A 26,785-nucleotide genomic window follows, 5' to 3' on the forward strand; every position below is an offset into this window, starting at 1 on the left:
TTACCTGGAGGCAGGGATGAGGGAGTCGATCAGGCCCTCGATACGTGTCTTTATTTCATCCCGAATAGGCCGGACCGCGTCAACACCCTGGCCAGCTGGGTCTTCCAGGACCCAGTCTTCATACCGCTTGCCAGGGAAGTACGGGCATTCGTCGCCGCAGCCCATGGTGATGACGACGTCGGATTCCTTGACGGCTTCGGTGGTGAGTACCTTGGGGATTTCGGCCGACATGTCGATGCCCAGCTCGGCCATGGCCTCGACGGCGGCCGGGTTGACCTTGTCGGCGGGCTGGGAACCGGCGGAGCGGACCTCGATCTCGCCCTTGGCAAGAGTGGTCAGGAACGCGGCAGCCATCTGGGATCGGCCGGCATTGTGGACGCAGACGAACAGGACGGAGGGCTTCTTGCTGGTTTCAGTGGTGGTCATGCTTCTCCTCCAAGGGTGGGGCAGCGATCATCGCGGGGGTGAAATAGCGCTTGCGCGCCCAGAGGGCTACATACACAAGTGCAACAAGGACGGGCACTTCAATCAAGGGCCCAACGACGCCGGCAAGTGCCTGACCCGACGTGACCCCGAAAGTGCCAATGGCCACTGCGATGGCCAATTCAAAGTTATTGCCGGCGGCAGTGAAGGCGAGTGTGACGGTTTTGGCGTAACCGAGGTTCAGCCATTTGCCTATCGCGATTCCCGCCCCGAACACCACGAGGAAGTAGACCAGCAGTGGCAGCGCGATCCGGAGGACATCCAGGGGCCGGGCCATGATGGTTCCACCCTGCATGGCGAAAAGCAGCGTGATGGTGAACAACAACCCGTACAGCGCCCAGGGCCCGATCCTTGGAAGCATGTGGCCCTCGTACCAGTCGCGGCCCTTCGCCCGTTCACCCAGCCCCCGGGTGAGGAAGCCAGCTAGCAGTGGAATGCCCAGGAAGACCACTACCGATGCCGTGATCGCCAAGAAAGAGAAGTTCGCGCTGGTGGTGGGCAGGCCCAGGAGTGCCGGAAGCCACTGGAGGTAGAACCAGCCAAGGCCTCCGAATGCGATCACTTGGAACACCGAGTTAACGAATACCAGCACGGCGCCGGATTCGCGATCACCGCAAGCGAGATCGTTCCAGATCATCACCATGGCGATACAGCGGGCCAAGCCGACGATGATGAGTCCTGTGCGGTATTCGGGCAGGTCAGGAAGGAAAATCCATGCCAACGCGAACATGAATGCTGGGGCCAAAAACCAGTTGATAACCAAGGAAGTAACCATCAGCCGACGATCCGTCAGCACGCTGCCTGCTTGGTCGTATCGCACTTTCGCTAGAACCGGATACATCATGACCAATAGCCCAACGGCAATTGGCAAGGACACCTCGCCAACTTTCACCGCTTCCAACCACGAATTGAGGCCCGGGACGAGACCTCCCAAAAGCAGGCCGAGCGCCATGGCGGCGATGATCCACACCGGCAGCAAACGGTCCACTGCCGAAAGCCGTCCTACGACGGCGGCGCCGCCCTCAGGCTTACGGGCTGCGGTCTGCGTCGACGTGCTCACTAGGCTCCTGGAATTCTGCCCGGCAACAGCCAAGGCATTAGATTGATGAAGTTCGATATAAGTATCAGCATCCATATCGATGATTGTCAATCTATGTGCATAATGGGTGTATGGACTCCCCGCAAACCCTTCAGCTGCTACACGCGGACGAACTCCCAGCTGTGGATAGGCCGGCAAGTACTGGCGATGAAGCTTGCTGCGAGCCTTCAGCCCAGCCCTCCCTCGATGCTTATGAAGCCCAGGTCCGCGCCTCTGTGTTTAAGGCACTCGCTGATCCCAACCGGCTCCGCCTGTTGTCCATCGTCAAAAGCGCACACGGCGGCGAAGCGTGCGTCTGCGATCTCACCGAGCCCCTGGACCTCGGCCAGCCGACGGTCTCACATCATTTGAAGATCTTGGTGGATGCCGGCCTTCTGCACCGCGAAAAGCGGGGCACATGGGCGTACTACTCCTTGGTCCCGGGTGCCATTGAGCGGACTTCCGGCCTGCTGGAGACCCTGTGAGAAGCGAGACAACAGGGGCAAGGGAGACGACACCCAACATCCCGTCAATGCGCAACAGCGAGGTCCGGATCCGCAAAATGACCCCGCCCGATTGGCCGGTGGTCCGGGAGATCTTCACTGAAGGCATCGAGTCCGGGAACGCCACGTTCGAGCCCGCTGCTCCTGAGTGGGAGCAATTCGACGCTACAAGGCTCAAGGATCACCGGCTGGTCGCGGAAGCAGAAGGCCGGATCCTCGGTTGGGCAGCCGTATCAGCCATCTCCTCGCGTGCAGCGTATGCGGGCGTCGTGGAGCATTCCATTTATGTGGCCGGGGAAGCCCGTGGTTTAGGTGTAGGCAAGGCCCTTCTCCGCGCCCTGATCACATCCACGGAAGAAGCAGGAATCTGGACGATCCAGGCCAGCGTCTTTCCCGAGAATGAAGCGAGCCTCCGGCTGCACGTCGCGGAGGGCTTTACGGTTGTCGGCCGACGGAATCGAATCGCACGAATGCCTCTTGGCCCACTCGCGGGACAATGGCGCGACACCATAATGATCGAAAGACGCTCCGCGACTGTCTGAAACCGCCACTGTCTGAAACCGGAAGTGTCTGCGAAAAGGGAGAGCCATGGCTATAAGCGAGTTTCCGCAGCTTGGCTCTGCGAGCGCAGACCGGGCGGTGTTGGGCAGCAAAGCAGCCACTCTTTCAGAGCTCACGGCAGAGGGTTTCAAGGTGCCAGCGGGGTTCGTCGTCACGTCGGAGGTGGTCGGGCAACTCGGCAACAACCTCGCGGGAGCTCTGAAAGTTGCTGCCGGCAGGATAGGTCCGGGGCCGTACGCTGTCAGGTCCTCTTCCGCCGCCGAGGACCTCGCCGGTGCTTCCTATGCTGGTCTCTACGAAACCTTGCTGAACGTTGAGCGGGTTGACCTTGAGCAGGCTGTCAGGCAATGCTTGGCTTCGGCTGCGGAGCATAGGGTTGCAGCGTATGAGACTGCTCTCGGGGCAGCGGCGCGCGGTGATGCGGCAAGCCCTTCCATGGCGGTACTCGTTCAACAGATGGTCCAGCCGCATGCCGCCGGCGTTGCCTTTACTGCCAACCCACTGACCGGCGACCTCGACGAAACCATTGTCACTGCCGTCGCGGGTCTTGGGGAGTCGCTGGTATCCGGTGAAGCAGTCGGAGAGCAATGGACAGTCCGCGCCAGCGACGCCACGTGCAACAGGGACGGCACCATCCTCACCTCGGACCAAGCACGGCAAGTAGCGGGGCTAGCCCGCCGGATCCACGAACGAGCGCGAGTGCCGCAAGACATCGAGTGGGCGTTGGACCATGACGGTGCGCTATTCCTCCTTCAGGCCCGCCCGATGACAGCGCTTCCCACGCCAGTAGTTTGGACAGCTCCGGGCGAAGGCCTATGGGCACGGAACTTCAGGCTCGGTGAATGGCTTCCAGATCCCATGACGCCGCTGTTCGAGGACTGGCTTCTGCCCCGGATCGAGGCCGGGTATCTCGACGGCATGGAGGACGATATTCAGGTGCGGGTGCCGTTTCGTTACGGCTCCGTCAACGGCTGGTACTACAACGCCCCGCCAATTCCGTCCCCAAGGATTGTGGCGCCTTTGATAGTTCGAAGCCGTGGTCGTCTGCCGTGGTTCCTTTTCAACGTCCTTCTCCGGGTCTCCCGCAATCCGGCTGCGGCACACCGCGCTGTTCTCCATGGGCTGGAACTGAAATGGCGACACCAGCTGCTGCCCGACTATCGGGAACTCGTGCGCAGTGCCGAGCAGGAAGCGGACACCGCATCCCCGGCAAGGCTCATCGAGCTTGTGAATGCCATCGCCCAGCAGGCGGGAATCTACCTCTGGTCACTGGCCGTGGTGGGCGGATCTGCTTGGAAAATCGAAGCGGCCCTGGCCAGGTTCTGGCAAAAGCACCTAGCCGCTCCCCTGAGCGACAAACCCGCAGGGCTGCTCGGCCATCAGACACTCCTCCGCGGCCTCACCAGCAGCAGCGGCCTTAGCGGCAGCACTGCGACACCATCGGAATCGGCCGTCTACTCCCTCGACTGGTACCACCCGACCTACGGCGAGGCCGGCATCCGTAGCCAAGAAGCGGATTCAACCACCGCAGGCAAGGATGCGCTTGACGCACAACGAAAGGCAGCCGAAGCCGCGGCCAGGGAAGTGCTGCTTGATAGTCCCAGGGCCCTCACCCGCTTTGATTCCCTCCTAACGATGGCCCAGTACTACGCCGCCCTTCGGGAAGAACAGTCCCTTTACCTCACCCTGGGATGGCCGGTCTTGCGCCGTTGCGCCAAACGGTTGGGAGAAAACCTTGCTGCCGCAGGGGCCATCGAGGACCCGCAGGACATCCATTTCCTCCACCTGAGTGAGGTGATGAACGCCTCTCCGGACCAAAGGGAGCTAGTAGGAAACCGCCGTGCAACATGGCAGATGGAACGGCGTCTGGACGCACCACTCATCATTGGCGAACCCGGCAGGTTTGGAGCTGATCCCGTGGCGAGCGCAGTTGAGGCAGCCAGGACAACCCATGAGGTTCCCGCGGGTGCAATTGTCGGCCACCCGGCCAGCACTGGACGCGCCACGGGCAGGGTGCGGATCATGCAAGGCCTGGAGGAATTCGACAGCTTCCTCGACGGCGAGATACTCGTAGCGCGATCAACCGCACCCGCCTGGACGCCCCTTTTCGCTCGGGCCGCCGCGGTGGTCACCGACGGCGGAACCCTCGCCGCCCACGCATCGCTGGTTGCCCGGGAGTACGGCATACCCGCAGTCGTGGGTACCGGCAACGCAACCCGATTGCTCAGGACGGGCCAACGAGTCACCGTGGACGGAGGCGCGGGCTACGTCGTCGCCGCCGAATGAGGAACTGGCCGAATGACGAACTACCGCCCCACCGCCGTTCGCTCCTCCTCACGAGGACGCTCCACTGCATCAGCCCGGCGGCCTGGCTTCCCTGGCCACCAAATCCGGTGTCCGATGTCGTACGCGAGTGCGGGCACCAAAAGAGAGCGGACCAGAATTGTATCCAGCAGCACCCCGAAGGCCACGATGAACGCCAACTGCACCAGGAACATGATGGGAATGACTCCGAGGGCGGCAAAGGTTGCAGCCAACACAACACCCGCGGACGTAATTACTCCACCTGTAACGCCCAAACCACGCAGGATTCCAGGCCGTGTCCCGTGCTTCAACGATTCCTCGCGCACCCTGCTCATCAGGAAGATGTTGTAGTCCACACCCAATGCCACCAGGAAGACGAACCCGAAGAGGGGAACCGTGGCATCGGCTCCTGAGAATCCGAAGACGCCGTTGAAGACCCAGGCCGAGACGCCCATTGCTGCCGCATAGGACAGGACCACGGACAACACCAGCAGCACAGGCGCCACAACGGAGCGCAGCAAGAGCATCAGGATGAAGAGGATGACCACCAGGACGATGGGGATGATGACCACCAAGTCGCGCTGCGCGGTGGTGTTGGTGTCCAGCGCAGTGGCAGTAACCCCGCCGACCAAGGCGTCGGCGTCGGCCTCTTTGACGGCCACCCGCAAGGACTTAACTGTTTCTTCAGCTTGAATCGAGTCGGCAGCAGAGTCGAGCGTCGCATTGATCAGCACCTTGCCCTCACGGACGGCGGGATCGGCCGAAGTGCCCGGAGCGCCGGTGATGGGCACATTTCCGTCAGCCAGGAGATAGGCGTCCCCCACGCCGTCGGCCGCTTTGAGCTTGTCCAGCACTTCCTGCGCGGCATCTTCGGAAGCGACCACGACGGCGGGGCTGCCGCTGCCGGCGTCGAAATGCCGCGCCAGCGCGTCCTGGCCGTCCACGGCGTCGGAGGCCGAGAGGATGACGTCCGTTTGGGGGACACCGTTGGCCTTCAATTGCAGGACTCCTGCCGAGGCCACCAGGAGCAGCAGGACCGAAGCCACCCATACGGCGCGCGGCCGGCGGGAAACCAGGAAAGCAGTTGCGCGCCACAGACCCTTTTGCCCTTCAAGTCCAGTAACCAGCTCGGGTTCGCGTTCGTCGTCGGGCAGGAGCTTGGGACGGAAAGGCCAGAAGGCGGCGCGGCCCAGCAGGGCCATGAGCGCCGGGAGGAGGGTAAGCGCGGCGAAGAGCGAACAAAGGATTCCGGCAGCTGCCACAGGGCCCAGCGCCTTGTTGGAGTTCAGATCGGAGAAGAGCAGGCAAAGCAGGGCGATGATGACGGTCGCGCCCGACGCGAGGATCGGCTCGAAGGAGGCCTTCCATGCCGCGAGCACTGCCCTCGTACGGTTGGTTGTGTGGGTCAGGGCCTCGCGGAACCGGGCCACATATAGCAGCGCATAGTCGGTGGCCGCACCAATCACCAGGATGGACAGGATGCCTTGGCTCTGGCCGTTCAGCTGGATCCAGCCCAGTTTGGCCATCGCGAACACCAGGAGAATGGCTGCGCAAAGCGCAAAAACCGATGTTAGGAGGACCGCCAGAGGCAGCACGAGTGAGCGGTACACGAGCAGCAGAATGACAAACACGGCGCCAAGCGCGACGAGGAGGAGGATTCCGTCGATGCCGCCGAACGCGTTCACCAGATCAGCGGTCAGGCCCGCGGGACCCGTGACAAACGCTCGCATTCCCTCCGGGGCACCCGGCTGAACAACGTCTCGGAGCTCCTGGATCTTGTCACGCAGCTCATCCGAAGATGCTATTGGCACAATGAACTGGACCGCTTTGCCGTCCTCTGAGGGAAGAGGCCCGACGACGGCGTCCCCCAGTTTGAGTGCCTGAATGTCAGCTTTCAGTTGGGCTGCTTCGCCGAGCTGAGCCGGGGTGAAGGCGGTCCCGTTCTCAACGATGACCACTGCAGGGATCTCCTTGGAATCCCGGAACTTCGCCTGCCAGTTGCCTGCTTCCGTCGCTTCGGCGCCTGCCGGGAGGAACGAAGCTTGGTCATTGGAGGAGACCTCGTCCAACCGCCCGAACGTTGGGCCGCCAATGCCGGCAATGCCAAGCCACATGATGACAAGCGCCACGGGCACCAGCCATCGAAGCCAGAAAGGTACCTTCTGCGGGTTCATGTGTCCTTCTTCCGAGACGTGGGGAAGTCTTTATTCCACCACAGAATATCTCTACGATGGAACTATTCCAAGAGTGAACCATTTACTGATGCCGGGTTCCTGTTGGGCTGGGAGTAATATCCGACAGGGCACTAATCACGGTCGAACGCAGGTGGGAGGGCAGGATGGCTGAAGTTTCAGGTCCGCAGCCCGGTGGCGAACGCCCGGAAACAGCGGCACCCCAGGACTTGGTGCGGCTCCTTCAGGACTTCACTCTGGAAGCCAACCACTATGTAGACGCTGCCGGCGGCCGGAACGACATGCACCGGACGGATCTCAACGCCCTTGCAGTGATCATGCGACATTCTGCCGCGGGTCGTGTTGTTACACCTGGCGTCCTGCGCAACGAACTACGCCTGAGTTCGCCCGCCACTACCGCGTTGGTGGACCGGCTTCACGCGTCGGGACACGTAGTGCGCGAACGTGTCGGCACGGACCGGCGCCAGATCCAGTTGGTTATGACTCCAAAGGCCTACAAGGATGGAAGTGCCATGTTCATGCCGCTGGCTATCCGTATGGGCCAGGCCATGGGCGCGTACAACGCTGACGAACTGGACGTTGTCCGACGCTTCATGACAGACATGATCGAGGCCACCGTAGCGGCCCGCACGGAAACCGCGGAGAACGGCAACTAACCGCATTCCGCCGAAATCCCCCGGCGAAGTTGTAGCGTTTCCCTATGAACGCGCAGCAGCCTGAAGATGTTTACACCCACGGGCACCACGAGTCGGTTGTCCGGGCCCATGCCTCGCGGACGGCCGAGAATTCGGCCGCGTTTGTCATTCCGCATCTCACCCCGGGGACGTCGGTCCTCGACGTCGGGTGCGGACCGGGCAGCATCACGTGCGATTTCGCGGGGCTGGTTGCACCCGCGCAGGTCATCGGCTTGGATCGCTCGGCGGACATCGTCGCCCAGGCAACGGAACTGGCAAAGGACCGTGGCGTAGACAACGTGGAGTTCCGAACCGGCAACATCTACGATCTCGAGTTTGAGGACGAGACCTTCGACCTCGTCCACGCCCATCAAGTCCTCCAGCACCTCACCGATCCCGTCGCCGCGCTGCGTGAGATGCGCCGCGTGGCAAAACCGGGTGCGATCGTGGCCGTCCGCGACGCCGATTTCCACGGCATGAGCTGGTACCCGGAAGTCCCCGAGCTCGATGACTGGATGGAGCTCTACCAGAAGATCGCACGGCGCAACGGTGCCGAACCGGATGCCGGCCGTCGATTGGTGTCGTGGGCACAGCAGGCAGGATTTGCCCAGGTGGCGCCCAGCAGCAGCAACTGGCTCTATGCCACAGCCCAACAGCGGGCATGGCAGTCCCGGGTGTGGAGCGAACGCGTCCTCCACTCCGCTTTTGCCGAGCAAGCCCTCGAATACGGGTTCGCCAATGAGGCCGACCTCGCCCGGATCGCTGCGGGCTGGCACCGCTGGGGAGCCACGGACGATGGCTACTTCCTCATTCCCAACGGCGAGGTGATCGCCCGGGCCTAGGTTGGGCGTGGCTTCCTAGGTTGGGCGTGGCTTCCTGACCTTGTTCGACACGAGTCAGGCCTGAAATCAACCTCTTCAGGTCTCATAAATGCCGCGGTGTCACCAAAACAGGTCAGGAAGGAACTTTCCCAAAAAACTTTGCCGAACCATGTAGAAAAGCGTCCCGCAGTTCCGACCCATGAGTGAAGGCACCCAAACAGGACGCCACTTCATAAGGAGTTTGAGATGAAATACATGATCATGATGTTCGGGTCCGCCGAGGGCATGATGGAAACCGCCGATCCGGAGTGGATCAAGGAAATGATCGGGTTCATGATCCAGATCGACAAGGACCTCCGCGACTCCGGTGAACTCGTCTTTAACGCAGGGCTGGCTGATGGCAGCACCGCGAAGCTCGTCAAGCAGACCCCGGACGGCGTCATCACCACGGACGGCCCGTATGCCGAGTCGAAGGAGTCGCTGATCGGGTACTGGGTAGTGGACGTGGCCAGCGAGGAACGTGCCGTTGAAATCTGCTCGAGCATCGTCAAGTACTCGCAGGTGGTGGAGCTCCGCGCTATCCCGAACGGCCCCCCGGAGGTCTAGTTTGGCCGTTCTCCCACGCGAGGTTCCTCCACGCGACATCGAGGACCTGCTGCGCACCTTGGCGCCGCAGGTCCTCGGCGTGCTGGCACGCAATCACGGACGGTTCGACGCGTGCGAGGATGCCGTGCAGGAAGCCCTGATTGAGGCCGCACTCCAATGGCCATCCGGGCTGCCTGCAAATCCCAAAGGATGGCTGCTGGCTGTCGCATCGCGCCGGCTGGTTGATGTGTGGCGCAGTGAAAGCGCGCGCCGCGCCCGGGAGGAACGCGTCGCCGCAATGGAGGTCAGCTTCCAAGACGCCACCGCGTCTGAAGCCGACGACACCCTGACCCTGATGTTCCTGTGTTGCCACCCCTCCATCAGTGCACCCTCGCAACTCGCCTTGACGCTCCGGGCCGTAGGAGGACTCACGACGGCGGAAATCGCCTCTGCTTTCCTCGTCCCCGAGGCGACCATGGGCCAGCGCATCAGCCGTGCGAAACAAGGGATCCAGAAGGCAGGCCCCCGCTTCGACATGCCGCCGGAGTCCGAGCGCAAGGCGAGGCTCGGCGTCGTACTTCACGTCCTGTACCTGATCTTCAACGAAGGCTACGCGGCAAGCTCGGGCGACTCACTGCAACGCGAAGACCTCACCACCGAAGCGATCCGCTTGACGCGCCTGCTGGTGAGCGCGGCGCCGGGCGAGTTCGAGGCCACCGGTTTGCTGGCGCTGATGTTGCTGACGGACTCCCGCCGTGCCGCACGGACCCTGGCTGACGGAATGCCCGTGCCGCTGTCCGAACAGGACCGGGCTCTGTGGAACCGTGGGCAGATAGAGGAAGGCATTGCACTGCTATCTTCCGTGCTCGGACGCGGGGCAGCTGGGCCGTACCAACTCCAAGCCGCGATCGCGGCCGTTCATGCGGAGGCTCCGTCTGATGCCGAAACGGACTGGCCGCAGATTCTCGCCTTGTACACGGTCCTTGAAGCCGTAGCGCCAAGTCCCGTGGTGACGCTGAATCGTGCTGTGGTTGTGGCCATGGTGAGTGGGCCAGCCGCCGGGCTTGAGCTGCTCGCCGGGCTGGATTCGGCGATCGGTAGGTCGCACCGCCTGGATGCGGTGCGGGGCCACCTGCATGAAATGGCAGGCTCGTACGGGGAAGCGCGTGCCGCTTACCTCGCCGCCGCCAAAAAGACAGGCAGCCTGCAGGAGCGGCGGTACTTGATGGGGAAAGTGGCACGAATGGACGCGTCGGGGGGTTCCTGACCCTCTTTGGTCCCACAGGCCGACATTATCAACCCATATGGGTTTCATTTGGCCCGAAGTGTCTCCAAAGAGGGTCACGACGCAACTACCGCTCCATAATGTCGGGCCTTCGTCTTAGGTTTGGCTCGAATAGAGAACCAAAGATGTCCCCAGACAAAGACATCTACGAACCCAATACCGAAGGAGCGATCATTGAGCAACCTCCGGTTGCACCCTTAGCTCACCGGCCGGTCGCCCCACGACTGTAGAACCAGGCCCGGCATCTGCATCGGGGCCATATAGTCGAATCCATGGAACAACGCATACTTGGTAATACCGGCCGGTCAGTGTCCACTGTCGGACTAGGCACGTGGCAGCTCGGAGCGGACTGGGGCGACGTCACCGAGGAAGACGCAGTTGCCGTCCTGGAGGCCTCGGTTGACGGCGGCGTCACTTTCTTCGACACCGCAGACGTCTACGGCGATGGCCGAAGCGAGCAGCTGATCGGACGCTTCTTGCGCGCCAATCCCGGGCTGGACCTGATGGTTGCCACCAAGATGGGCCGGCGCGTGGACCAAGTGCCCGAAAACTACACCCTCGCCAACTTCCGGGCGTGGACTGACCGTTCGCGGCTGAACCTGCAGCAGGACACACTGGATCTCGTCCAACTTCATTGCCCGCCCTCCGCCGTCTACACGCGGGATGAGGTGTACGACGCACTGGACACCCTTGTCAGCGAAGGTGCGATCCGCAACTACGGCGTCAGCGTCGAGCGGACTGACGAAGCCCTTGAAGCCATCAACCGCGGGAATACGGCGTCCGTTCAGATCATCCTGAACGCCTTCCGGCTGAAGCCGCTCGATGAAGTTCTCCCCGCAGCAAAGCAGGCAGGAGTCGGCATCATCGCCAGAGTGCCGCTGGCCTCCGGGCTGCTGTCCGGAAAGTACACGCCGGAAACCGAGTTCGCGGAGAACGACCACCGCAACTACAACCGCGACGGCTCCTCATTCGACGTCGGCGAGACCTTCTCGGGCGTCGATTTCGCCACCGGTGTAAAAGCCGCACAGGAGTTCAGCGCGTTAGTGCCCGACGGCGTCAGCACCGCCCAGGCGGCCCTCGCCTGGGTGATCGCCCGGGACGGTGTCAGCACGGTCATTCCCGGTGCTCGTTCGTCAGTCCAAGCACATGCGAACGCTGAGGCGGGAGCCATGCAGGACGTCGGGGCAGGTCTCACCGCCGGGGTCCGGGACATCTATGATCGGTATTTCCGCGAAGCGATCCACCCGCGCTGGTAGCCGGTCCACCGCCCTCGGGCATGTCACCACCCGCTGCGGGTGGGCGTGTGTCCCTTTCGGGCGTCATCGGGCATCGACATTTCGGCGCGTAATCCCAGAAGCCGGATGGGACGGTCCGGCTCGATCCGTGCCGTGACGTCCAAGGCTTGCGCGAGGACTTCGTCCCGGTCGAAGGTCTCAGGAATCTTCCTTGCGTAGGTCTTGGTGAAGAACGGGGCGTACCGGACCTTGAGGGTCAGCCCCACCACCGGCCGCCCCTCGGCTGCCACGTCTTCGAGGACGCGCGCCGTCAGCTCCTTGATGGCGTCGCTGATCTGGGAGGGTTCCGTGAGGTCCTGCTGGAACGTGGTCTCGCGGCCGTGTGCCCGGGCAACCCACGGAGTATCGTCCACTTCGTTGGCGCCCTCGCCTCGTCCGAGCTGCGCATACCAAGGGCCCATCTTGGGGCCGAACTCCGGGACCAAGTCCTGGGGATCGGACGCGGCGAGCTCGGCGACTGTGGTGATCCCAAGTTTGGCCAGCCGGGCAGACACCTTGGGTCCAACGCCCCACAGCTCCCTGGTGGGCCTGCTCCCCATGACCGTGAGCCAGTTCTCTTTGGTCAACCGAAAGATGCCCGCTGGTTTGCCAAAATCTGTCGCATTCTTTGCGCGGACCAACGTGTCGCCGATGCCCACGCTGCAGTGCAACCGGGTTTGCTCCAGGACGGCAGCTTGGATCTGCCGGGCATATGCTTCCGGAGCCTCGGTCTCGATGCCTACAAAGGCCTCATCCCAACCGAGCACCTGAACCTTGGCACCCGGTTGCTCCCGCAGGGTGGACATCACCACGTCCGAGGCCGCCAGGTAAGCCTCCTGGTCGACGGGAAGAATCACGGCGTCCGGCACTTTCCGGGCCGCTATTCGCAGTGGCATTCCAGAACCGACGCCGAACGCCCTGGCTTCATATGAGGCCGTGGACACCACAGCACGTTCCGTCGGATCCCCGCGGCCACCCACAATGATCGGTTTTCCCGCAAGCTCGGGGCGTCGGAGGACCTCGACAGCCGCAATGAACTGGTCGAGGTCAACGTGCAGTACCCACGGGATTCCGCTCACGGCACCAGTTTGCCCTAAGCCGTGGCCTCCTGACCCTCTTTGGGCTCAGCGTGCCCGGAAATCAACCCATTTGGGCTTCAATCGGATGTCTGGGCGGCCAAACAAGGTCAGGACCCAACGCGTCCCGGGCACCCGTCTCATCCGCATAAGCTGACATGGTGCAGTTTTCACTTTGGCTGGCCCTGGTTGGTGCCGGCACCCTGATCAGTTTCACTCCCGGCGCCGGTGCCATTTTCACGATGAGCAACTCGCTCAATTCCGGATTCCGTCGCTCCATCTGGGGCATACTCGGCCAGCAATTGGCCTTGGTTATCCACATCGTCATCGTGGCCCTGGGCGTTGGCGTGCTGGTTTCCAACTCGCCTGTGATCTTCAACATCATCCGGTACGCGGGCGCGGCTTACCTCGTATACCTGGGCATCCGGCAGTTCCTGCACAAGCCCGACCTGGACAAAGAGCAAGTCGACAGCCGCAAGAACGAGTCCGGGCTGTCCATGTTCCAACGCGGCATTTGGGTGAACCTGCTGAATCCCAAGGCAATTGTGTTCTTCCTTGCCTTCATGCCTCAGTTCATCAGGCCGGAGCAGCCGCTGCTTCAGCAATACGCAGTGCTAACCGCCACGATTCTGTTCATCGACATCATGGTCATGTGGTTCTTCTTCGCTTTGGCAGCACGTTCTTTCCAGCGGTTCACCCATGATGAGCGCGGCCAGAAGGTCCTCAACCGTGTCTTCGGCTGCCTGTTCGTCCTCGTGGGCATCTTGCTCGCCGTCATCCACTAGCCAGAACGACCCCAAGCGGATGCGGTGCTACCGTCAAGGGCATGGGACCGGACTGGATCGAACACCGACGCGCGGAGGACGGCGAGCACGTTGGATGGGTGAAGCCCGTCAATGATGGCTTCGTCGCCATGGACTTATTGGGCCGTCCGCGGACCGACGTTGTGGACTGGTTGAGCGCTGAAGAAATTCTCGATGATTTGGGGCTGCGCTACCTCGCTGACCCGCACGAATTACGGCTCGACGACGGCGACTGGCTGAGGGTCCGAATAGCCGAAGTCACTCCATCTGTGGTGCGAGTGAAAAAGGAAGATTGGGGCGATATGACGGCGCCCCAGGTCTATTTCACGGTGTCTCTGCCCGTCACCGAGGACCAGCTCCGCCCGCTATTGCCTAACCCAGCGTCGTAGACCCTCGAATCACCAGCGAGCTCTCCAGCGTCACGTGCGGCTCCTCCAAATCCCGGCCTTCCATGAGCCCGCGGAGTTGCTCTCCGGCCCTTCGTCCAAGCGGGGTGGCCGGCAGGTGCACGCTCGTGAGGCTCGGATTGCTGGTGGCTGAATACGGGAGGTCATCGAAGCCAGCCACAGCCAGTTCGGCAGGAATCCGGACGCCTGCCACACGCGCTTCCTGCAGCACGCCATAGGCATGGGTATCGGTACCGCAGACGACGGCGGTCACCCCCTCGCGCTGCCACGCCGGCCAGGCGCCGGCGAACGCGGCAGCGGCAGCACCGACGTCGATCGCGGTGCTGATGACATGCCCCTCGGCAACCAAAAGCCCGCAGGTGGCTGCTTCTTCAAGGAAGGCTTCCCTGCGGAGGTGGAAAGTGGTGGTGCCGGTGATCCCGTCCATGTAGGCGGCGCGGGTATGCCCGGACGCTGCGAGGTGACGCGCCAACTCACGCGCGCCTTGGGCGACGTCGAGGTTTACGGATGGTGCGTACGACTCGAGGCCGGGCGCGTCGAGGAGCACAAGCGGTCCTGCCGCGGACAGGTCCTCCAGAAACTCAGCACTGGGGGCGCCAACCAACAAGCCAGCCGGACGGAGTGCCAACAATCTGCGGACATCCTCAGCTTGCGGCGACTCCCCGGCATCGGTCACCGAGAGCAGCAATTGGTATTCCGGGCCAAGGGATTCCCGGACGCCCGCGATCACGTTGGCGAAAAACGGGTTGGACACGTCCGGCGTCACGAGGATGACGATGGAGCTGACCCCGCGAGCCAGCGAACTCCCAATGCTGTCCACTACATAGCCAAGTTCGGCGATCGCCGAGCGGACGCGTGAAATGTTGTCCTCGGATACGCGTCCTTGCGTCTTGCCGTTGGCCACCAAGGAAACGGTTGCAGTGGAAACCCCGGCCCGGGCGGCCACCATCGCAGCCGTTACACGGGGCGAGCGGGGGTTCCGCCGATCCAAGGTATCCATGCATCGATCGTAGCGTCGTTGGAGTGTGAACAGGGGCCCAAGGCATCAAGCGCTTAACGTGATGCACGTTAAGCGCTTGACGTAACCCTTGAAGCAGTGCCAGAATTCCCATGAATGCTTACTGCCCTGCTTTGGTTAGAACCTGGCAGGCCCCAATGACGTGGAGACAAAACGTGGACCCCAATCCGATGACAGCACGCAAGAAGATCATTCTTGACTGCGACCCCGGCCATGACGACGCAGTGGCATTGCTGCTGGCCCACGGCAACCCGGACATCGAGCTGCTTGCAGTGACAACGGTGGTGGGCAACCAGACCCTCGAAAAAGTCACGCGCAACGCCCTCTCGGTAGCCACCATCGCTGGCATCACCGGCGTTCCGTTCGCCGCCGGCTGTGACCGCCCCTTGGTCCGCACCATCAAAACCGCCCCCACCATCCACGGCGATTCAGGCATGGATGGCCCGGAACAGCCTGAGCCTGCTATCGAGCTGGACCCGCGCCACGCCGTCGACCTCATCATTGAAACCGTCATGGCACACGAACCGGGCACCATCACCCTGGTACCTACCGCGGGCCTGACCAACATCGCCATGGCCGCCCGCAAGGAGCCGCGAATCGTTGAGCGCGTCAAGGAAGTTGTCCTCATGGGCGGCGGCTACCACGTGGGCAACTGGAGTGCCGTGGCGGAGTTCAACATCATCATTGACCCCGAAGCCGCACACATTGTTTTCAACGAAAAGTGGCCGCTGGTGATGGTTGGCCTGGACCTCACGCACCAGGCGCTGGCCACGGACGAGGTGGTGGACCGCATAGCAAAAATCGGCACCAAGCCGGCCAAGTTCGTCATGGAACTCATGGACTTCTTCCAGAAGACCTACAAGGACGCGCAAGGGTTCGACTTCCCCCCGGTCCACGACCCCTGCGCAGTTGCCTACGTCATCGACCCCACCGTAATGACAATCCGCAAGGTGCCCGTGGACATCGAACTGCAGGGCAAGCTCACCCTCGGCATGACCGTGGCCGACTTCCGCGCACCCGCCCCGGAGGACTGCCACACGTCCGTGGCCGTGGATCTGGATCACAAGAAGTTCTGGGATCTTGTCACCGATGCGATCGAACGGATCGGTGAACCAACCCTCGACGGCGGGGCTGACGCCACCGCCGCGGTTAACGTCGCAGCCGGAGAGGCAAAGTAATGTCCATCCTCGTACCAGAAACCAAGTCCACCCGGGGTAACGTCACCGCGCTTATGGTCGCCCTTCTGGCAGCCTGTGTTGCCTTCCAGCTCAACGCCTCCATGCTCAGCCCCGCCTTGGTCACCATGGGCAATGAGCTCCAGACGGACCAAGCCACCATCGGCCTGTCCCAGACCTGGTTCTTCACCGCCGCAGCACTGTTCTCCCTCTTCCTCCCCCGGCTCAGCGACATCGTGGGCCGCAAGAAGATCCTTGTGGGCATGATGCTCCTGATGGCTGTTGGTTCGGTCATCGCGGCACTCGCACCGGATGTCACGTGGCTCTTCGTAGGCCGCATCATCCAGGGCGTCAGCGGTCCCACTGTCCCCCTCTGCCTCATCATGCTCCGCTCCGCAGTGAGCAACCCGCGCAAATACGGCACCCTCATGGGCCTCATCACCGCAGTGAACGGTGGCGTGGCTGGTGTCGACTCGTTCGTGGGCGGCTACTTCGCCGAGAACTTCGGATTCCGCAGCATTTTCTGGCTCATGGTTGCCCTGGCCCTTGTGGCAACGGTCCTTATCGCCGTCCTGGCAGGAGAGAGCAAACCTGCTGCCGGAACCACCATGGACTGGCTGGGCGTGTTCTTCATCGTGATCGCGGTAGGCGCCCTCCTGACAGCCTTGAACGAAGGCTCCAAACTGGCGACGGCCTTCGACGCCGGGACGCTAACGTTGGCCATTGGCCTGATCCTGGTTGCAGCCGTCGCGTTCTTCGCTTTCTGGACTGTTGAAAAGCGCGCCAAGCAGCCCATGGTGGAAACCGTGCACCTGAGGCAGCGCTCCACCTGGGCGCCGCTTTTGACCACCACACTGACCATGACCGGTATCTTCGCGGTCATTAATGGGATCGTCCCGGCGTTCGTTCAGGCGGCCGAACCCGGCTTCGGCGTGGGCCCCACCGAGATGTCGCTCATGATCCTCACGCCGTACGCACTGCTGGGTTGGCTCTTCGGCCCGATCAGCGGCAGGCTCGCCCCGGTCCTCGGCTACACGAAGGTCCTTCGGATCGGACTGCTGGGCAGCCTCGTGGCCTTGGCGATCATCGCGTTCTTCGGCCTAAACAACCTGCCGATGATGATCGTGGGCACAGCCTTGCTGGGCATCATGTACGCCGGTACCGTCAACATCATGCTGAACGGACTGGGCGTGGTCCTCTCGCCCCAAGGCAACCCGGGCTTCCTCCCCGGAATGAATGCGGGCGCTTTCAACCTCGGCGCCGGCCTAAGCTTCCTGGTCCTGCCCGCGGTCCTCGTTGCGACGTCCGCACTGGGTGACGCAAAGGCGTCGTACCTCACCGTTGTGGTGGTGGGTCTCGCCATCACCCTTGCCGCCTTCGCCGCCTCACTGTTGATCCCGAAACCTCTAGATGCAGAGGTCGCAGAGGCAGAGGCGGCAAATGTGGAGGCAAGCAAATGAGCACAGAAGCCGGGGCACCCACGGCGGGGATCGTCGTCGTCGGCTCCCTGAATGCCGATCTGACGATCTACTGCGACCGCCTTCCCAAGCCCGGCGAGACGGTCCACGGAAATGGTTTCGCGGTCAACCCCGGCGGCAAGAGCGCCAATCAGGCGGTGGCGGCCAGCAAGCTCGGCGCCCAGGTCAGCCTGGTGGGTGCAGTGGGCGATGACGCCAACGGAAGCATGCTCCTGGACTCGACCGCCAACGCCGGGGTGGACGTGACCCGCGTCCGACGCTCGGACGCCGCGACGGGCGTCGCGGTCATCTCGGTGGATGCCAGCGGCGAGAACAGCATCATCATCTCGGCCGGGGCAAACGGGACTCTAACGCCAGCAGACGTGCGCGCGGCAGCGGACGCCATCAACAACTCTGCGGTGGTGTGCCTCTGCCTTGAAGTCGCGATCGATACTGTGATCGCCGCTGCACAAGCAGGGCACGACGCCGGCGCTACCGTCTTGTTGAACCTCTCGCCTTACGCGGAGGTACCGGAGGTTCTGGCCGAGTTGAGCGACGTTCTGCTGGTCAATGCGCACGAGGCCTCCCTGTTCCTGGGTGGCGAAGCCGACGTTCCTGACGCCGACGCGGAGGCCGAAGCATGGGAGCCGGTACGGAGCCAGTTTGCCGACAGGGGTTTGCAGCGCGTGCTGGTAACGCTGGGCGCCCACGGGTCTGTTGTGCTGGATTCGTTGGCCCGGGGTACCCAGGACCAGATCACCCGTATTGCCCCTACCCGCGTTTCAGCCGTAGACACCACCGGTGCCGGCGACGCTTTCACGGGAGCTGTTGCTGCACGCCTTGCTGGCGGCGATTCCCTTGCCGACGCCGCCGGCTTTGCCTCAGTGGCCGCCGCGTTGGCCGCCACGAAGAAGGGCACCCAGGCCGCCTATCCCAGCATCGCGGACGTCCAGCGCCTGCGGGGCGTTTAGTCCCAGCCGCCCACCCAACTGACTGGCAGTTGTGGTTGTTCCCAGCGCTGAGAACAACCACAAATGCCAGTCAGTTGGTTTTTAAGCGGACCTACGGGCGGCGCGCTCAGCGGCCTTGCGGCTCAGTGCGCCATGGCCGGCAAACAGTCGTGGGACCACAAAATAGACGGCGGCCGGGACCACTAAGGCTGTCAGCAAGAGTGCTCGAAGAATCGGGTGCCACGGCTCCATGATCGGCCCGAGCAAGAGCATGCCGATGGATACCAGGGGGAAGATCGCGATCCACGTGATGAGGGCCCGCATGTGCACGGACGGGGCACGGGTTGGGGTGGTTTCAGCAGCCTTGATTTCGGTAGCAGCTTGAGTGGTCATGTCATTCTCCAACCAGGTAGTTGCAATTAGCTTTGTCCCACCATAACCGCACTCGGCGCCAATTACAACTGCTTAGTTGGGAAATGGTAATCTGGTACTTATGGCATGGGACACAGAGCGCACCAAGTCACTGCTCCTCGAGGCGGCGACGTCTGAGTTCTGCACGCGGGGACTTGCCGGAGCCCGGATTGATCGCATCGCCGCAGAGGCGGGCGTCAATAAAGAACGCATCTATCAGTACTTCGGCAACAAGAACGGCCTTTTTGACGCGGTCATCGTAGCCGCTCTCAGCTCCCTCATGGATGAAGTGCCCATCCACGGCGAGGGCCCAGAGGCCATGGCGAACTATGCGGGCCGTCTGTTCGATCATCATCAAGAGGACGCCACCGCGCCACGCCTTCTCTTCTGGGAAGGCCTGGAACGCGGCACCGAAGTTGTGGGCCTGCCCAAACGGATGGCCAACTGTGCGTCCAAGGTCAACAGCACCATTGCAGCCCTCCCCGGAATCTCAAAGGAAGACGCCGGTGATCTCCTCATCACCATCGTCAGTCTTTGCGATACGGCCCCGGTGCTGCCCGCACTCGATGGACTCATGGCGGGGAACGACCCCGGCCGCCTCGAGAGGCGACGCGCCGCCGTCGTACGCACCGTCTACTTGGCTGCCTCCGCGCTGGCTGCCGAAGCAGCGTCTGCCGGGTCCCCCGCCACAGAAATTGCGCCTGCTCCAGCGGTCAAGTAACCACCTTCACCGCCCACCCCATACACCCTGTGACAGCTTTGACAGGAAAAGTGACTTGGTTGTGAAGTGGCCCCTAGCCAAGAAGGGGTGCCATCAACCATGCTTGCTGCATGTACTCAACGACGAGCCCATACCGCATCATCACGGTCTGCACTGGAAACATCTGCCGCTCGCCCATGGCAGCGCTCATGCTTACCGAAGCCTTCGAAGCGGAAGGGCTCGGCAAGTTGGTAGTGGTCGACTCAGCGGGCACCACCGGGTACGAGGTGGGGCACCCGATCGATCCCCGGGCGGCCCGCAAACTGACCGCCCACCACATCGCTTCGGAGGACCATGTCGCACGCCAGTGGAGGCGCGAGTGGTTCGCTGAGCGGGACCTCATCCTGGCACTGGACGTCGATCATTTCGGCTGGCTTCAGGAGGGCGCTCCGGATCGCGAATCGCTGGCCAAAGTCCTCATGCTGCGCAGCTTCGATCCCATGATGGTTGGACGCAGTTCACTGGATTTGGGCATCGAGGATCCTTGGTATGGCGGTCACACCGATTTCGACAACACCTGGACCCTTATCAAAGCCGCTATTCCAGGCATTGTGCGCCACGTGAGCGATGCACTTGCGGAAGACTCCGGGAGTAGCGCCAGCGACGTCCGAAACGGAGCCACCGAGCACCAGCAGGTAACCTCTATGTCATGACCCCTGCACCCGTGATCATCGCCGTCGACGGGCGGTCCGGCGCGGGCAAGACCACGCTGGCCGTCGAGTTGGCGGCCCGCCTTCGGGAGCACCACAAGGTTTCCCTTTTCCATCTGGAAGACATCTATCCCGGATGGAACGGCCTTGCCACAGGCATCGAAAGGTACGTCGCAACGGTCCTGACGCCTTTGAGCCAAGGCGAGGCAGCAGAGTGGGTCAGCTGGGATTGGGAACGGCATTACGACGGCGCGCTGCACGTAACGCTGCCAGCCGAAATCGTGATCGTGGAGGGCGTCGGCGCCGCAGCGGACGCCGCGCGTCCCCTGCTGGACGCCATCGTCTGGGTCGAATCCCCCGGTGACGACCGCCGTCGTCGGGCTTTGGCCCGTGACGGAGACACCTACGAACCTTATTGGGACACCTGGGCCGCGCAGGAAGATGTTTGGCTCGAAGCTGACCCGGTCATGGGCGCAGCAGACATCCGTGTCCAGAACCTCGCGGATGGCAACGCCCCGGATGATGTCCTGCAGGCCATGCGGTACCTGCCGTCGTTGTCAGCGATCCTCTCGCCGGAACTCAGCGCGCGTCGAGGTTTGCAACTCCGGTCCGAAAAGATCAGCGCAGTTCCGGACGCCGAGGCGCTCTTTCAGAACCTCTACGGTTCCTCGACCAATGCTGTCTGGTTGGATTCCTCCAATGCGTCCGCAGTTTCAGGGACGTCCCAGGCCGCTGCCCGCAGCCGCTTCAGCATCCTGGCGGACGATGGCGGCACGTTCGGCCAGTCCGTCCAACACCGCCAGGGAACCACCCAGGTGACCGCCGGAACAGCCACCGTGAAAACCTCCGGACCCTTCTTCCGCTGGCTCGATTCCGTCTGGGGACGCCGGGCCGTGCGGGCACCACGCGGCTACGATGGGCAGTTCACGCTCGGCTGGCTGGGCTACCTGGGCTACGAGCTCAAACGGGAAACCGGGGGCAACGACGTCCAAGCCGGGACCCCCGACGCCGCCCTGCTCTTCGCTGGGCGGGCCGTGGTACTGGATCATCGCGAGCACACTGTGTGGTTGCTCGCCTTGGACGCGCCCGACGCCGATGAGTGGTTGCGCGAGGCTCGAACCGCCGTCGGAACTGCTTCAGCCGCCCCGGCTTCCGCCGTCGAGCCTGTTTCCGAGACGGCTCCGGAATTCACTTGCCGTGACAGCGCGACGGACTATAAGCGCAAAATCGCGGACGCCCAGCATGAAATCAGCGAAGGCAACTCGTACGAGGTCTGCCTGACCACCATGCTTGAAGCACCTGCCAGCGGGCTGGACCCGTGGCAGAGCTATCGGGCGTTGCGACGCCGCAATCCGGCACCATTTGCCAGTTACCTTCGGTTCGGCGAGCTGGTCGTCGCGAGCACCTCGCCCGAGCGTTTCCTCCGGATTCTCTCCGACGGCGGCATGCGGGCCGAGCCGATCAAGGGGACGCGTGGGCGTTCCGCTGATCCCACGGAGGACGCCGAACTGCGCCGCGACCTGGAGACCTCGCTGAAGGACCGCGCGGAAAACATCATGATCGTGGACTTGCTGCGCAATGACTTGAGCCATTTCGCCATTCCCGGATCGGTGACGGTCAGCCGGCTGTGCGCGATCGAAAGCTACGCCACGGTGCATCAAATGGTCAGCACCGTGGACGCGCACCTTCGCCCGGGCGCTCCGCGGGCAGAGGCACTGGCTGCGGCCTTCCCGGCCGGTTCAATGACCGGGGCGCCGAAGATCAGCACCATGGACATTCTTGACCAGCTTGAGGCGGGTCCCCGCGGTATCTATTCGGGAGCAATCGGCTACTTCTCGCTGAATGCTGCCACGGACCTTGCCGTCGTGATCCGTACCCTCGTGGTGAATCCCCACGACGACGGCGGGCGCACGCTCAGCCTGGGTATCGGAGGGGCAATCACCGCGGACTCCGTGGCCGACGACGAGTACGAAGAGATCCGGACCAAGGCTTTTGGCGTGTTGTCGACGCTCGGGGCTGACTTCCCCGGCTGAGTCTGTGTACAGCTAGCCGGCCGTCGCTTCAAGGGCCGTGTTACGCAAATTACTGGAGCGTCGCGGTCAATCTCGCGACGTTATCCACATACTTGGCCAACGGGGGTCTGTCCATCCAGTCGTCCAACGTAAGCTCACGGGATACCTCGCGATACGTGGACTCCACGGCCCGCATGAGGTTCACGGTTTCGGCGCCCAGGAGCATCACCGAGACCTCCATGTTCAGGGAGAAGGAGCGCATGTCCATATTGCTGGAACCAAGAACCGCAACCTCGTCGTCGATGGTGAAGTGCTTGGCGTGGAGTACATACGGCGCACGGTACAGGTAGATGCGGACGCCTGCTCCAAGGAGCGCTTCGTAATACGAGCGTTGGGCGTGGTGGACGAGGAATTGATCACCCTTTTCGGAGACGAAGAGTTCCACATCAACGCCTCGCTGGGCCGCCGTGGTGATGGCATAGAGCAGGGAGTCATCAGGCACGAAGTAGGGGCTGCAAATGGAGATCCTGTGCTGCGCCGAGTAGATCAGCGTATTGAACAAGCGCAGGTTGTTCTCCGTGGCGAACCCCGGACCACTTGGGACCACCTGGGCGGTGACGTGCCCCGGGGAGGGTTGGGAGGGCAGGCGAAGCTGGCTTTCGAGTGACTCGTCGGTTTCGCTGAGCCAGTCCGTGGCGAAAACTACGTTCAGGGTGGCTACGATGGGGCCCTCGAGCCGGGCCATGAGCTCAACCCATTGACGGCCCGCCCGGCGATGCTTGGGGTTGTTGTAGGACGGCTCGATCAGGTTCTGCGAGCCCGTGAACGCCAGTGTCCCGTCGATGACCAGGATCTTGCGGTGGTTCCTGAGATCCGGGCGGCGCCATTGGCCGTGGATAGGCAGCAGCGGCAACATTCGCTTCCACTGGATCTGGCCTGCCTTGAGCCGGCGGACCAGGCGGCGGTAGCCCTTGATGCGCAGCGTTCCGATATGGTCGAAGAGCAACCTGACGGTGACTCCGCGCTCGGCAGCCTTCTCGAGTTCGGTGAGTAACTCGTCCGTCACGGAGTCGCTGCTCATGATGTAGAACTCCGCGTTGACGTACTCCGTGGCGCCTCGGACTGCCTCGGCCATCGCTTTGATGGACTCCTTGTAACCAGGAATGAGCTCCACCTTGTTGCCGTCGACCATGGGCAGCGAGCCAAGGCGGTGGTTCAGCTCACCCGCTGATTTCACCCACTCCGGGCCGGAATAGGTGCTCACGGGATCGGACAGGTCAGAGGTGACGGCGCGAACGCGATGATTAACTTGTTCCTGCTGCTGACGCCGCCGCTTGGACAAGCGGAAATTGCCAAAAAGCAGGAAGAGCACGAATCCAACGGTCGGGACGAGGAAAACAGCCAGAAGCCAGGCCATGGCTGTTGTGGGGCGACGGTTGCCGGGGATGATCCCCAGCAGCACGATGCGCATGATGACTTCCGCAATGGCCCAAGCACCTAGAAGCCAGGTCCACTCCAAGCCAATCGGAAAAGGAAAAAGCACTCCATAACCCCCACTGTCCAATAACTAACGGTGACCACAGCCTATCCGCCCGCCCCTTTGGAGGGCCGCACTAAGCTGGGAACATGACTTCTCCTGCCCCCACGGTCCTCGTTTTCCTGGACCCGGCCTTCGAAAACGGCCGCATTGCCGATTCCAGCCAGCCCCAGCTCATGGCCACTGACCTCGGCGCTACCCGTGGCGACGGCGTGTTCGAGTCCCTTCTGGCCGTCCAGGGCAGGGCGCGCAAAGTGCAGGCACACCTGAACCGGTTAGGCACTTCCGCAGCGGCATTGGACTTGGCGATCCCGGAGCAGGACGTCTGGCGAAAGGCGATTGACACGGCGATCACCGAATTCCGCACCGTCTACCCGGCGCCGACGCCGGAAGAGGACGAAGTCGTCGTCAAGCTGATCGTGACCCGTGGCATTGAAGGTGCGGCGAGCCCCACATGCTGGGTACAGGCTTCGCCTTCACCCGCGGGAAGCCGCCGGCAGCGCGAGACGGGTATCGACGTCGTACTTCTGGACCGCGGCTTTGATACTGAGGCCGGCGAACGTGCGCCGTGGCTGCTGTTGGGAGCCAAGACTCTGTCCTATGCCGTGAACATGGCCGCGCTGCGCTACGCGCACAAGCAGGGTGCCGATGACGCCATCTTCACGTCAACAGATGGCCGTGTTCTTGAGGGGCCAACGTCCACTGTGTTGCTCGCCCATCTGGAAACAGTAGACGACGGCGACGGTTCCGTCAGGACCGTTCGACGGCTCATCACGCCGCAGCACGATAGCGGGATCCTTCCGGGCACATCGCAGGGCGCGCTGTTCGCCGCCGCGAAGGCTGCAGGGTGGGAGCTGGGCTATGGGCCGCTGGTGCCGCAGGACCTGTTCGACGCAGACGCCGTTTGGCTCATTTCGAGCATCCGTTTGATCGCGCCGGTGAACCACATTAACGGCCACGAGATCGGTACTCCCGCTGTCCGGAAGCAGCTCACGGAGGAACTGAACGAGTTGTTTGCCGGAATCGAGTAATTCCGGCCGGCCAGACTGGGGCCTACTCTGCTCCGCTTGGAACTTAGCAGATGACAAGTAGAGTAATTGCTCGCATGACTCATTGATAAGGAACTCTTGGCCTCAGCATTGAGCTTCACAGGGGTTCAATCGCGTTCCTTATCCTCCTTGAAATGGGTGTCCGTCATGTGATGAATCTTGTTCTCGTGTTAGTTGGATCACGTCCTCCCGACACCATTTCAGACTTTGCTGGCTAACTTCCCGGAGGGAATATGGGACACAGCTCCCCCACAACAGCCGAGGCATCGGCACCCGAGGCGCAGTCGGAGACTGGCGCCTCACAGACAGGACTTCGCCGGTCCATGGAGGCCCGGCACCTGGTGATGATTGCCATGGGCGGCGTCATCGGCTCAGGCCTGTTCGTCAGCTCGGGTTACACCATTGCCACCGCGGGCCCCTTGGGCGCCGTTCTCGCGTTCCTCATCGGAGCCGTGGTGGTCTACCTGGTGATGGCATGCCTCGGGGAACTCGCCGTTGCGTTCCCCGTTTCAGGTGCCTTCCACATCTACGCCGCCCGAACCATCGGACCCGCCACCGGCTTCGCCACAGCCTGGCTCTACTGGCTTTGCTGGGCCGTGGCGTTGGGGTCTGAATTCACTGCGGCCGGCCTGCTCATGCAACGCTGGTTCCCAGGCGTCGACGTCTGGATCTGGTGCTTCGTGTTCGCCACGGTTCTGTTCACTCTGAACGCCATTTCATCTCGCGTCTTTGGTGAATCGGAGTTCTGGTTCGCCCTCATCAAGGTTGCCGCCGTCGTCGGCCTGATTATCCTGGGCGGCGCCGCTTTGATGGGCTTCCACCCGCTCGCGGCTGGCGAATACCCGTCGCTCACGAGCAACTTCAGCACACCCGAAGGGCTGTTCCCCAACGGCTTCACGGGCGTCTTCGTCACCTGCCTGGCCGTGTTCTACGCCTTCTCAGGCTCCGAACTGATTGGTGTGGCCGCCGGCGAAACATCCAATCCCGGCGCCAACATCCCCAAGGCCATGCGGACCACAGTCATCCGTCTCATGATCTTCTTCGTGGGCGCCATTACCGTCATCGCGGCCACCATCCCCTACGAGAAGGTCAGCGTGGACGAAAGCCCGTTCGTCACCGTCTTCTCCATGCTTGGCATTCCCTTCGCTGCGGACATCATGAACTTCGTGATCATCACTGCACTGTTGTCGGCGGGAAACTGCGGACTCTACTCCTGCGCCCGCATGCTCTTCTCGCTGGCCGACGAAGGACACGCACCCAAGGCATTCAGGAAGCTGACCAAGCGTGGGATCCCGATGATTGCCCTGTGCGTCAGCATGCTCGGCGGCCTGGCGTCCCTGATCAGCAGCATTGTTGCGCCGGCAACCGTGTACCTGGTGCTTGTCTCGATTGCCGGCTTTGCGACCGTGGGCGTGTGGATGTCCATTGTGGCCTCGCACTTCGTGTACAGGCGCACGTTCATCAAGAACGGCGGCGACCTCAGCACGCTCCCGTACAAGGCGCCACTCTTCCCCTTGGTTCCGATCCTGGCGTTCGCGCTGTGCGTTGTGTCCTTGATCGGCATCGCGTTCGACCCCAACCAGGTGGCGGCACTGCTGTTCGGCGTTCCGTTCGTGGGCGCCTGCTACGCGTTCTTCTACTTCAAGTACGGACGACGCCGGTCGCTCAAGAAGGCTGTCGGCGTCTAACCGCCGTGGCTTCCTGACCTTCTTTGGCTGCG

General features: G+C 62.5%; 25 protein-coding genes. 18 read left to right on the top strand and 7 right to left on the bottom strand.

Annotated elements, in window-relative coordinates:
• Together AC1DD7_RS04570 and arsB are read right to left on the bottom strand one after the other, a co-directional pair.
• On the bottom strand, window positions 1-426 hold the full coding sequence (locus AC1DD7_RS04570; RefSeq protein ID WP_477513994.1) for an arsenate reductase ArsC: 426 nt from the start codon (window positions 424-426) through the stop codon (window positions 1-3).
• Complete coding sequence (arsB, locus tag AC1DD7_RS04575; RefSeq protein ID WP_477513995.1) at window positions 413-1,543, bottom strand: ACR3 family arsenite efflux transporter; 1,131 nt, start codon at window positions 1,541-1,543, stop codon at window positions 413-415. The genes AC1DD7_RS04570 and arsB overlap by 14 nt, the downstream gene beginning before the upstream one ends.
• Before the next feature lie 110 nt (window positions 1,544-1,653).
• Here arsB and AC1DD7_RS04580 point away from each other — a divergent pair, with 110 nt between their 5' ends.
• The 3 genes from AC1DD7_RS04580 to AC1DD7_RS04590 all read left to right on the top strand — a co-directional run bounded on the left by AC1DD7_RS04580 (window position 1,654) and on the right by AC1DD7_RS04590 (window position 4,911).
• Window positions 1,654-2,046 carry an ArsR/SmtB family transcription factor gene (locus AC1DD7_RS04580; protein ID WP_477513996.1) on the top strand — a complete coding sequence of 131 codons (393 nt, stop codon included), beginning with the start codon at window positions 1,654-1,656 and terminating at the stop codon, window positions 2,044-2,046.
• A 77-nt stretch (window positions 2,047-2,123) separates the two neighbouring features.
• Complete coding sequence (locus AC1DD7_RS04585; protein WP_477514085.1) at window positions 2,124-2,606, top strand: N-acetyltransferase family protein; 483 nt, start codon at window positions 2,124-2,126, stop codon at window positions 2,604-2,606.
• A gap of 46 nt (window positions 2,607-2,652) precedes the next feature.
• Window positions 2,653-4,911, top strand: coding sequence for a PEP/pyruvate-binding domain-containing protein (locus AC1DD7_RS04590; RefSeq protein ID WP_477513997.1), 2,259 nt, complete (start codon window positions 2,653-2,655; stop codon window positions 4,909-4,911).
• Window positions 4,912-4,931: 20 nt separating this feature from the next.
• Here the strand turns inward: AC1DD7_RS04590 and AC1DD7_RS04595 are convergent, their stop codons facing one another.
• A complete protein-coding gene (locus tag AC1DD7_RS04595) occupies window positions 4,932-7,103 on the bottom strand; it encodes an MMPL family transporter (RefSeq protein WP_477513998.1) in 2,172 nt (723 codons plus the stop codon).
• A gap of 164 nt (window positions 7,104-7,267) precedes the next feature.
• Here AC1DD7_RS04595 and AC1DD7_RS04600 point away from each other — a divergent pair, with 164 nt between their 5' ends.
• From AC1DD7_RS04600 to AC1DD7_RS04620, 5 genes are all read left to right on the top strand, one after another.
• Window positions 7,268-7,777, top strand: a complete 510-nt coding sequence (locus AC1DD7_RS04600) for a MarR family winged helix-turn-helix transcriptional regulator (RefSeq protein ID WP_477513999.1) — start codon at window positions 7,268-7,270, stop codon at window positions 7,775-7,777.
• A 44-nt stretch (window positions 7,778-7,821) separates the two neighbouring features.
• Complete coding sequence (locus AC1DD7_RS04605; RefSeq protein WP_431116851.1) at window positions 7,822-8,637, top strand: methyltransferase domain-containing protein; 816 nt, start codon at window positions 7,822-7,824, stop codon at window positions 8,635-8,637.
• A gap of 225 nt (window positions 8,638-8,862) precedes the next feature.
• Window positions 8,863-9,222: a YciI family protein gene (locus AC1DD7_RS04610; RefSeq protein WP_477514000.1), complete on the top strand. Its 360-nt coding sequence runs from the start codon at window positions 8,863-8,865 to the stop codon at window positions 9,220-9,222.
• Between the two features lies 1 nt (window position 9,223).
• Window positions 9,224-10,468 carry an RNA polymerase sigma factor gene (locus AC1DD7_RS04615; protein ID WP_477514001.1) on the top strand — a complete coding sequence of 415 codons (1,245 nt, stop codon included), beginning with the start codon at window positions 9,224-9,226 and terminating at the stop codon, window positions 10,466-10,468.
• A gap of 290 nt (window positions 10,469-10,758) precedes the next feature.
• Window positions 10,759-11,742: an aldo/keto reductase gene (locus tag AC1DD7_RS04620; RefSeq protein WP_477514002.1), complete on the top strand. Its 984-nt coding sequence runs from the start codon at window positions 10,759-10,761 to the stop codon at window positions 11,740-11,742.
• Between the two features lie 23 nt (window positions 11,743-11,765).
• On the opposite strand, the gene AC1DD7_RS04625 is transcribed toward AC1DD7_RS04620, so the two are convergent.
• A complete protein-coding gene (locus AC1DD7_RS04625; protein ID WP_477514003.1) occupies window positions 11,766-12,839 on the bottom strand; it encodes a DNA polymerase IV in 1,074 nt (357 codons plus the stop codon).
• 155 nt (window positions 12,840-12,994) lie between these two features.
• On the opposite strand from AC1DD7_RS04625, the gene AC1DD7_RS04630 reads away from it, so the two are divergent.
• Both AC1DD7_RS04630 and AC1DD7_RS04635 read left to right on the top strand, forming a co-directional pair.
• Entirely contained in the window at window positions 12,995-13,621 is a 627-nt protein-coding gene (locus AC1DD7_RS04630) for a LysE family transporter (protein WP_442015987.1), read from the top strand.
• Between the two features lie 41 nt (window positions 13,622-13,662).
• Complete coding sequence (locus tag AC1DD7_RS04635) at window positions 13,663-14,028, top strand: hypothetical protein (protein ID WP_477514004.1); 366 nt, start codon at window positions 13,663-13,665, stop codon at window positions 14,026-14,028.
• Here the strand turns inward: AC1DD7_RS04635 and AC1DD7_RS04640 are convergent.
• Entirely contained in the window at window positions 14,012-15,046 is a 1,035-nt protein-coding gene (locus tag AC1DD7_RS04640) for a LacI family DNA-binding transcriptional regulator (protein WP_477514005.1), read from the bottom strand. The two genes, AC1DD7_RS04635 and AC1DD7_RS04640, sit on opposite strands and share 17 nt — an antisense overlap.
• A 155-nt stretch (window positions 15,047-15,201) precedes the next feature.
• On the opposite strand from AC1DD7_RS04640, the gene uriH reads away from it, so the two are divergent.
• Genes uriH through AC1DD7_RS04655 form a run of 3 tightly spaced genes read left to right on the top strand, consistent with a single transcriptional unit; the run spans window position 15,202 to window position 18,667 of the window.
• Window positions 15,202-16,242 (top strand): uridine-preferring nucleoside hydrolase UriH, encoded by a 1,041-nt coding sequence (gene uriH, locus AC1DD7_RS04645; protein ID WP_477514006.1) that lies wholly within the window; start codon window positions 15,202-15,204, stop codon window positions 16,240-16,242.
• Window positions 16,242-17,699, top strand: a complete 1,458-nt coding sequence (uriT, locus tag AC1DD7_RS04650; RefSeq protein ID WP_477514007.1) for a uridine transporter UriT — start codon at window positions 16,242-16,244, stop codon at window positions 17,697-17,699. The genes uriH and uriT overlap by 1 nt, the downstream gene beginning before the upstream one ends.
• On the top strand, window positions 17,696-18,667 hold the full coding sequence (locus AC1DD7_RS04655; RefSeq protein WP_477514008.1) for a ribokinase: 972 nt from the start codon (window positions 17,696-17,698) through the stop codon (window positions 18,665-18,667). The genes uriT and AC1DD7_RS04655 overlap by 4 nt, the downstream gene beginning before the upstream one ends.
• 81 nt (window positions 18,668-18,748) lie before the next feature.
• Here the strand turns inward: AC1DD7_RS04655 and AC1DD7_RS04660 are convergent, their stop codons facing one another.
• On the bottom strand, window positions 18,749-19,039 hold the full coding sequence (locus AC1DD7_RS04660; protein ID WP_477514009.1) for a hypothetical protein: 291 nt from the start codon (window positions 19,037-19,039) through the stop codon (window positions 18,749-18,751).
• A 100-nt stretch (window positions 19,040-19,139) separates the two neighbouring features.
• Between AC1DD7_RS04660 and AC1DD7_RS04665 the strand changes: the two genes are divergently transcribed.
• From AC1DD7_RS04665 to pabB, 3 genes are all read left to right on the top strand, one after another.
• Window positions 19,140-19,778: a TetR/AcrR family transcriptional regulator gene (locus AC1DD7_RS04665; protein WP_477514010.1), complete on the top strand. Its 639-nt coding sequence runs from the start codon at window positions 19,140-19,142 to the stop codon at window positions 19,776-19,778.
• 110 nt (window positions 19,779-19,888) lie between these two features.
• Window positions 19,889-20,470 carry a low molecular weight protein-tyrosine-phosphatase gene (locus AC1DD7_RS04670; RefSeq protein WP_477514011.1) on the top strand — a complete coding sequence of 194 codons (582 nt, stop codon included), beginning with the start codon at window positions 19,889-19,891 and terminating at the stop codon, window positions 20,468-20,470.
• Window positions 20,467-22,500, top strand: coding sequence for an aminodeoxychorismate synthase component I (gene pabB, locus AC1DD7_RS04675; RefSeq protein WP_477514012.1), 2,034 nt, complete (start codon window positions 20,467-20,469; stop codon window positions 22,498-22,500). The genes AC1DD7_RS04670 and pabB overlap by 4 nt, the downstream gene beginning before the upstream one ends.
• Window positions 22,501-22,549: 49 nt before the next feature.
• Here the strand turns inward: pabB and cls are convergent, their stop codons facing one another.
• On the bottom strand, window positions 22,550-24,022 hold the full coding sequence (gene cls, locus AC1DD7_RS04680) for a cardiolipin synthase (protein WP_431116864.1): 1,473 nt from the start codon (window positions 24,020-24,022) through the stop codon (window positions 22,550-22,552).
• An 83-nt stretch (window positions 24,023-24,105) separates the two neighbouring features.
• On the opposite strand from cls, the gene AC1DD7_RS04685 reads away from it, so the two are divergent.
• The gene (locus AC1DD7_RS04685) at window positions 24,106-25,047 is read left to right on the top strand and encodes an aminodeoxychorismate lyase (RefSeq protein ID WP_477514013.1); all 942 of its coding nucleotides are present in this window, start codon (window positions 24,106-24,108) and stop codon (window positions 25,045-25,047) included.
• Between the two features lie 251 nt (window positions 25,048-25,298).
• Complete coding sequence (locus tag AC1DD7_RS04690; protein WP_442003384.1) at window positions 25,299-26,753, top strand: amino acid permease; 1,455 nt, start codon at window positions 25,299-25,301, stop codon at window positions 26,751-26,753.
• Window positions 26,754-26,785: the final 32 nt, after the last annotated feature.

This window comes from Paenarthrobacter sp. 10L412, assembly GCF_056395565.1.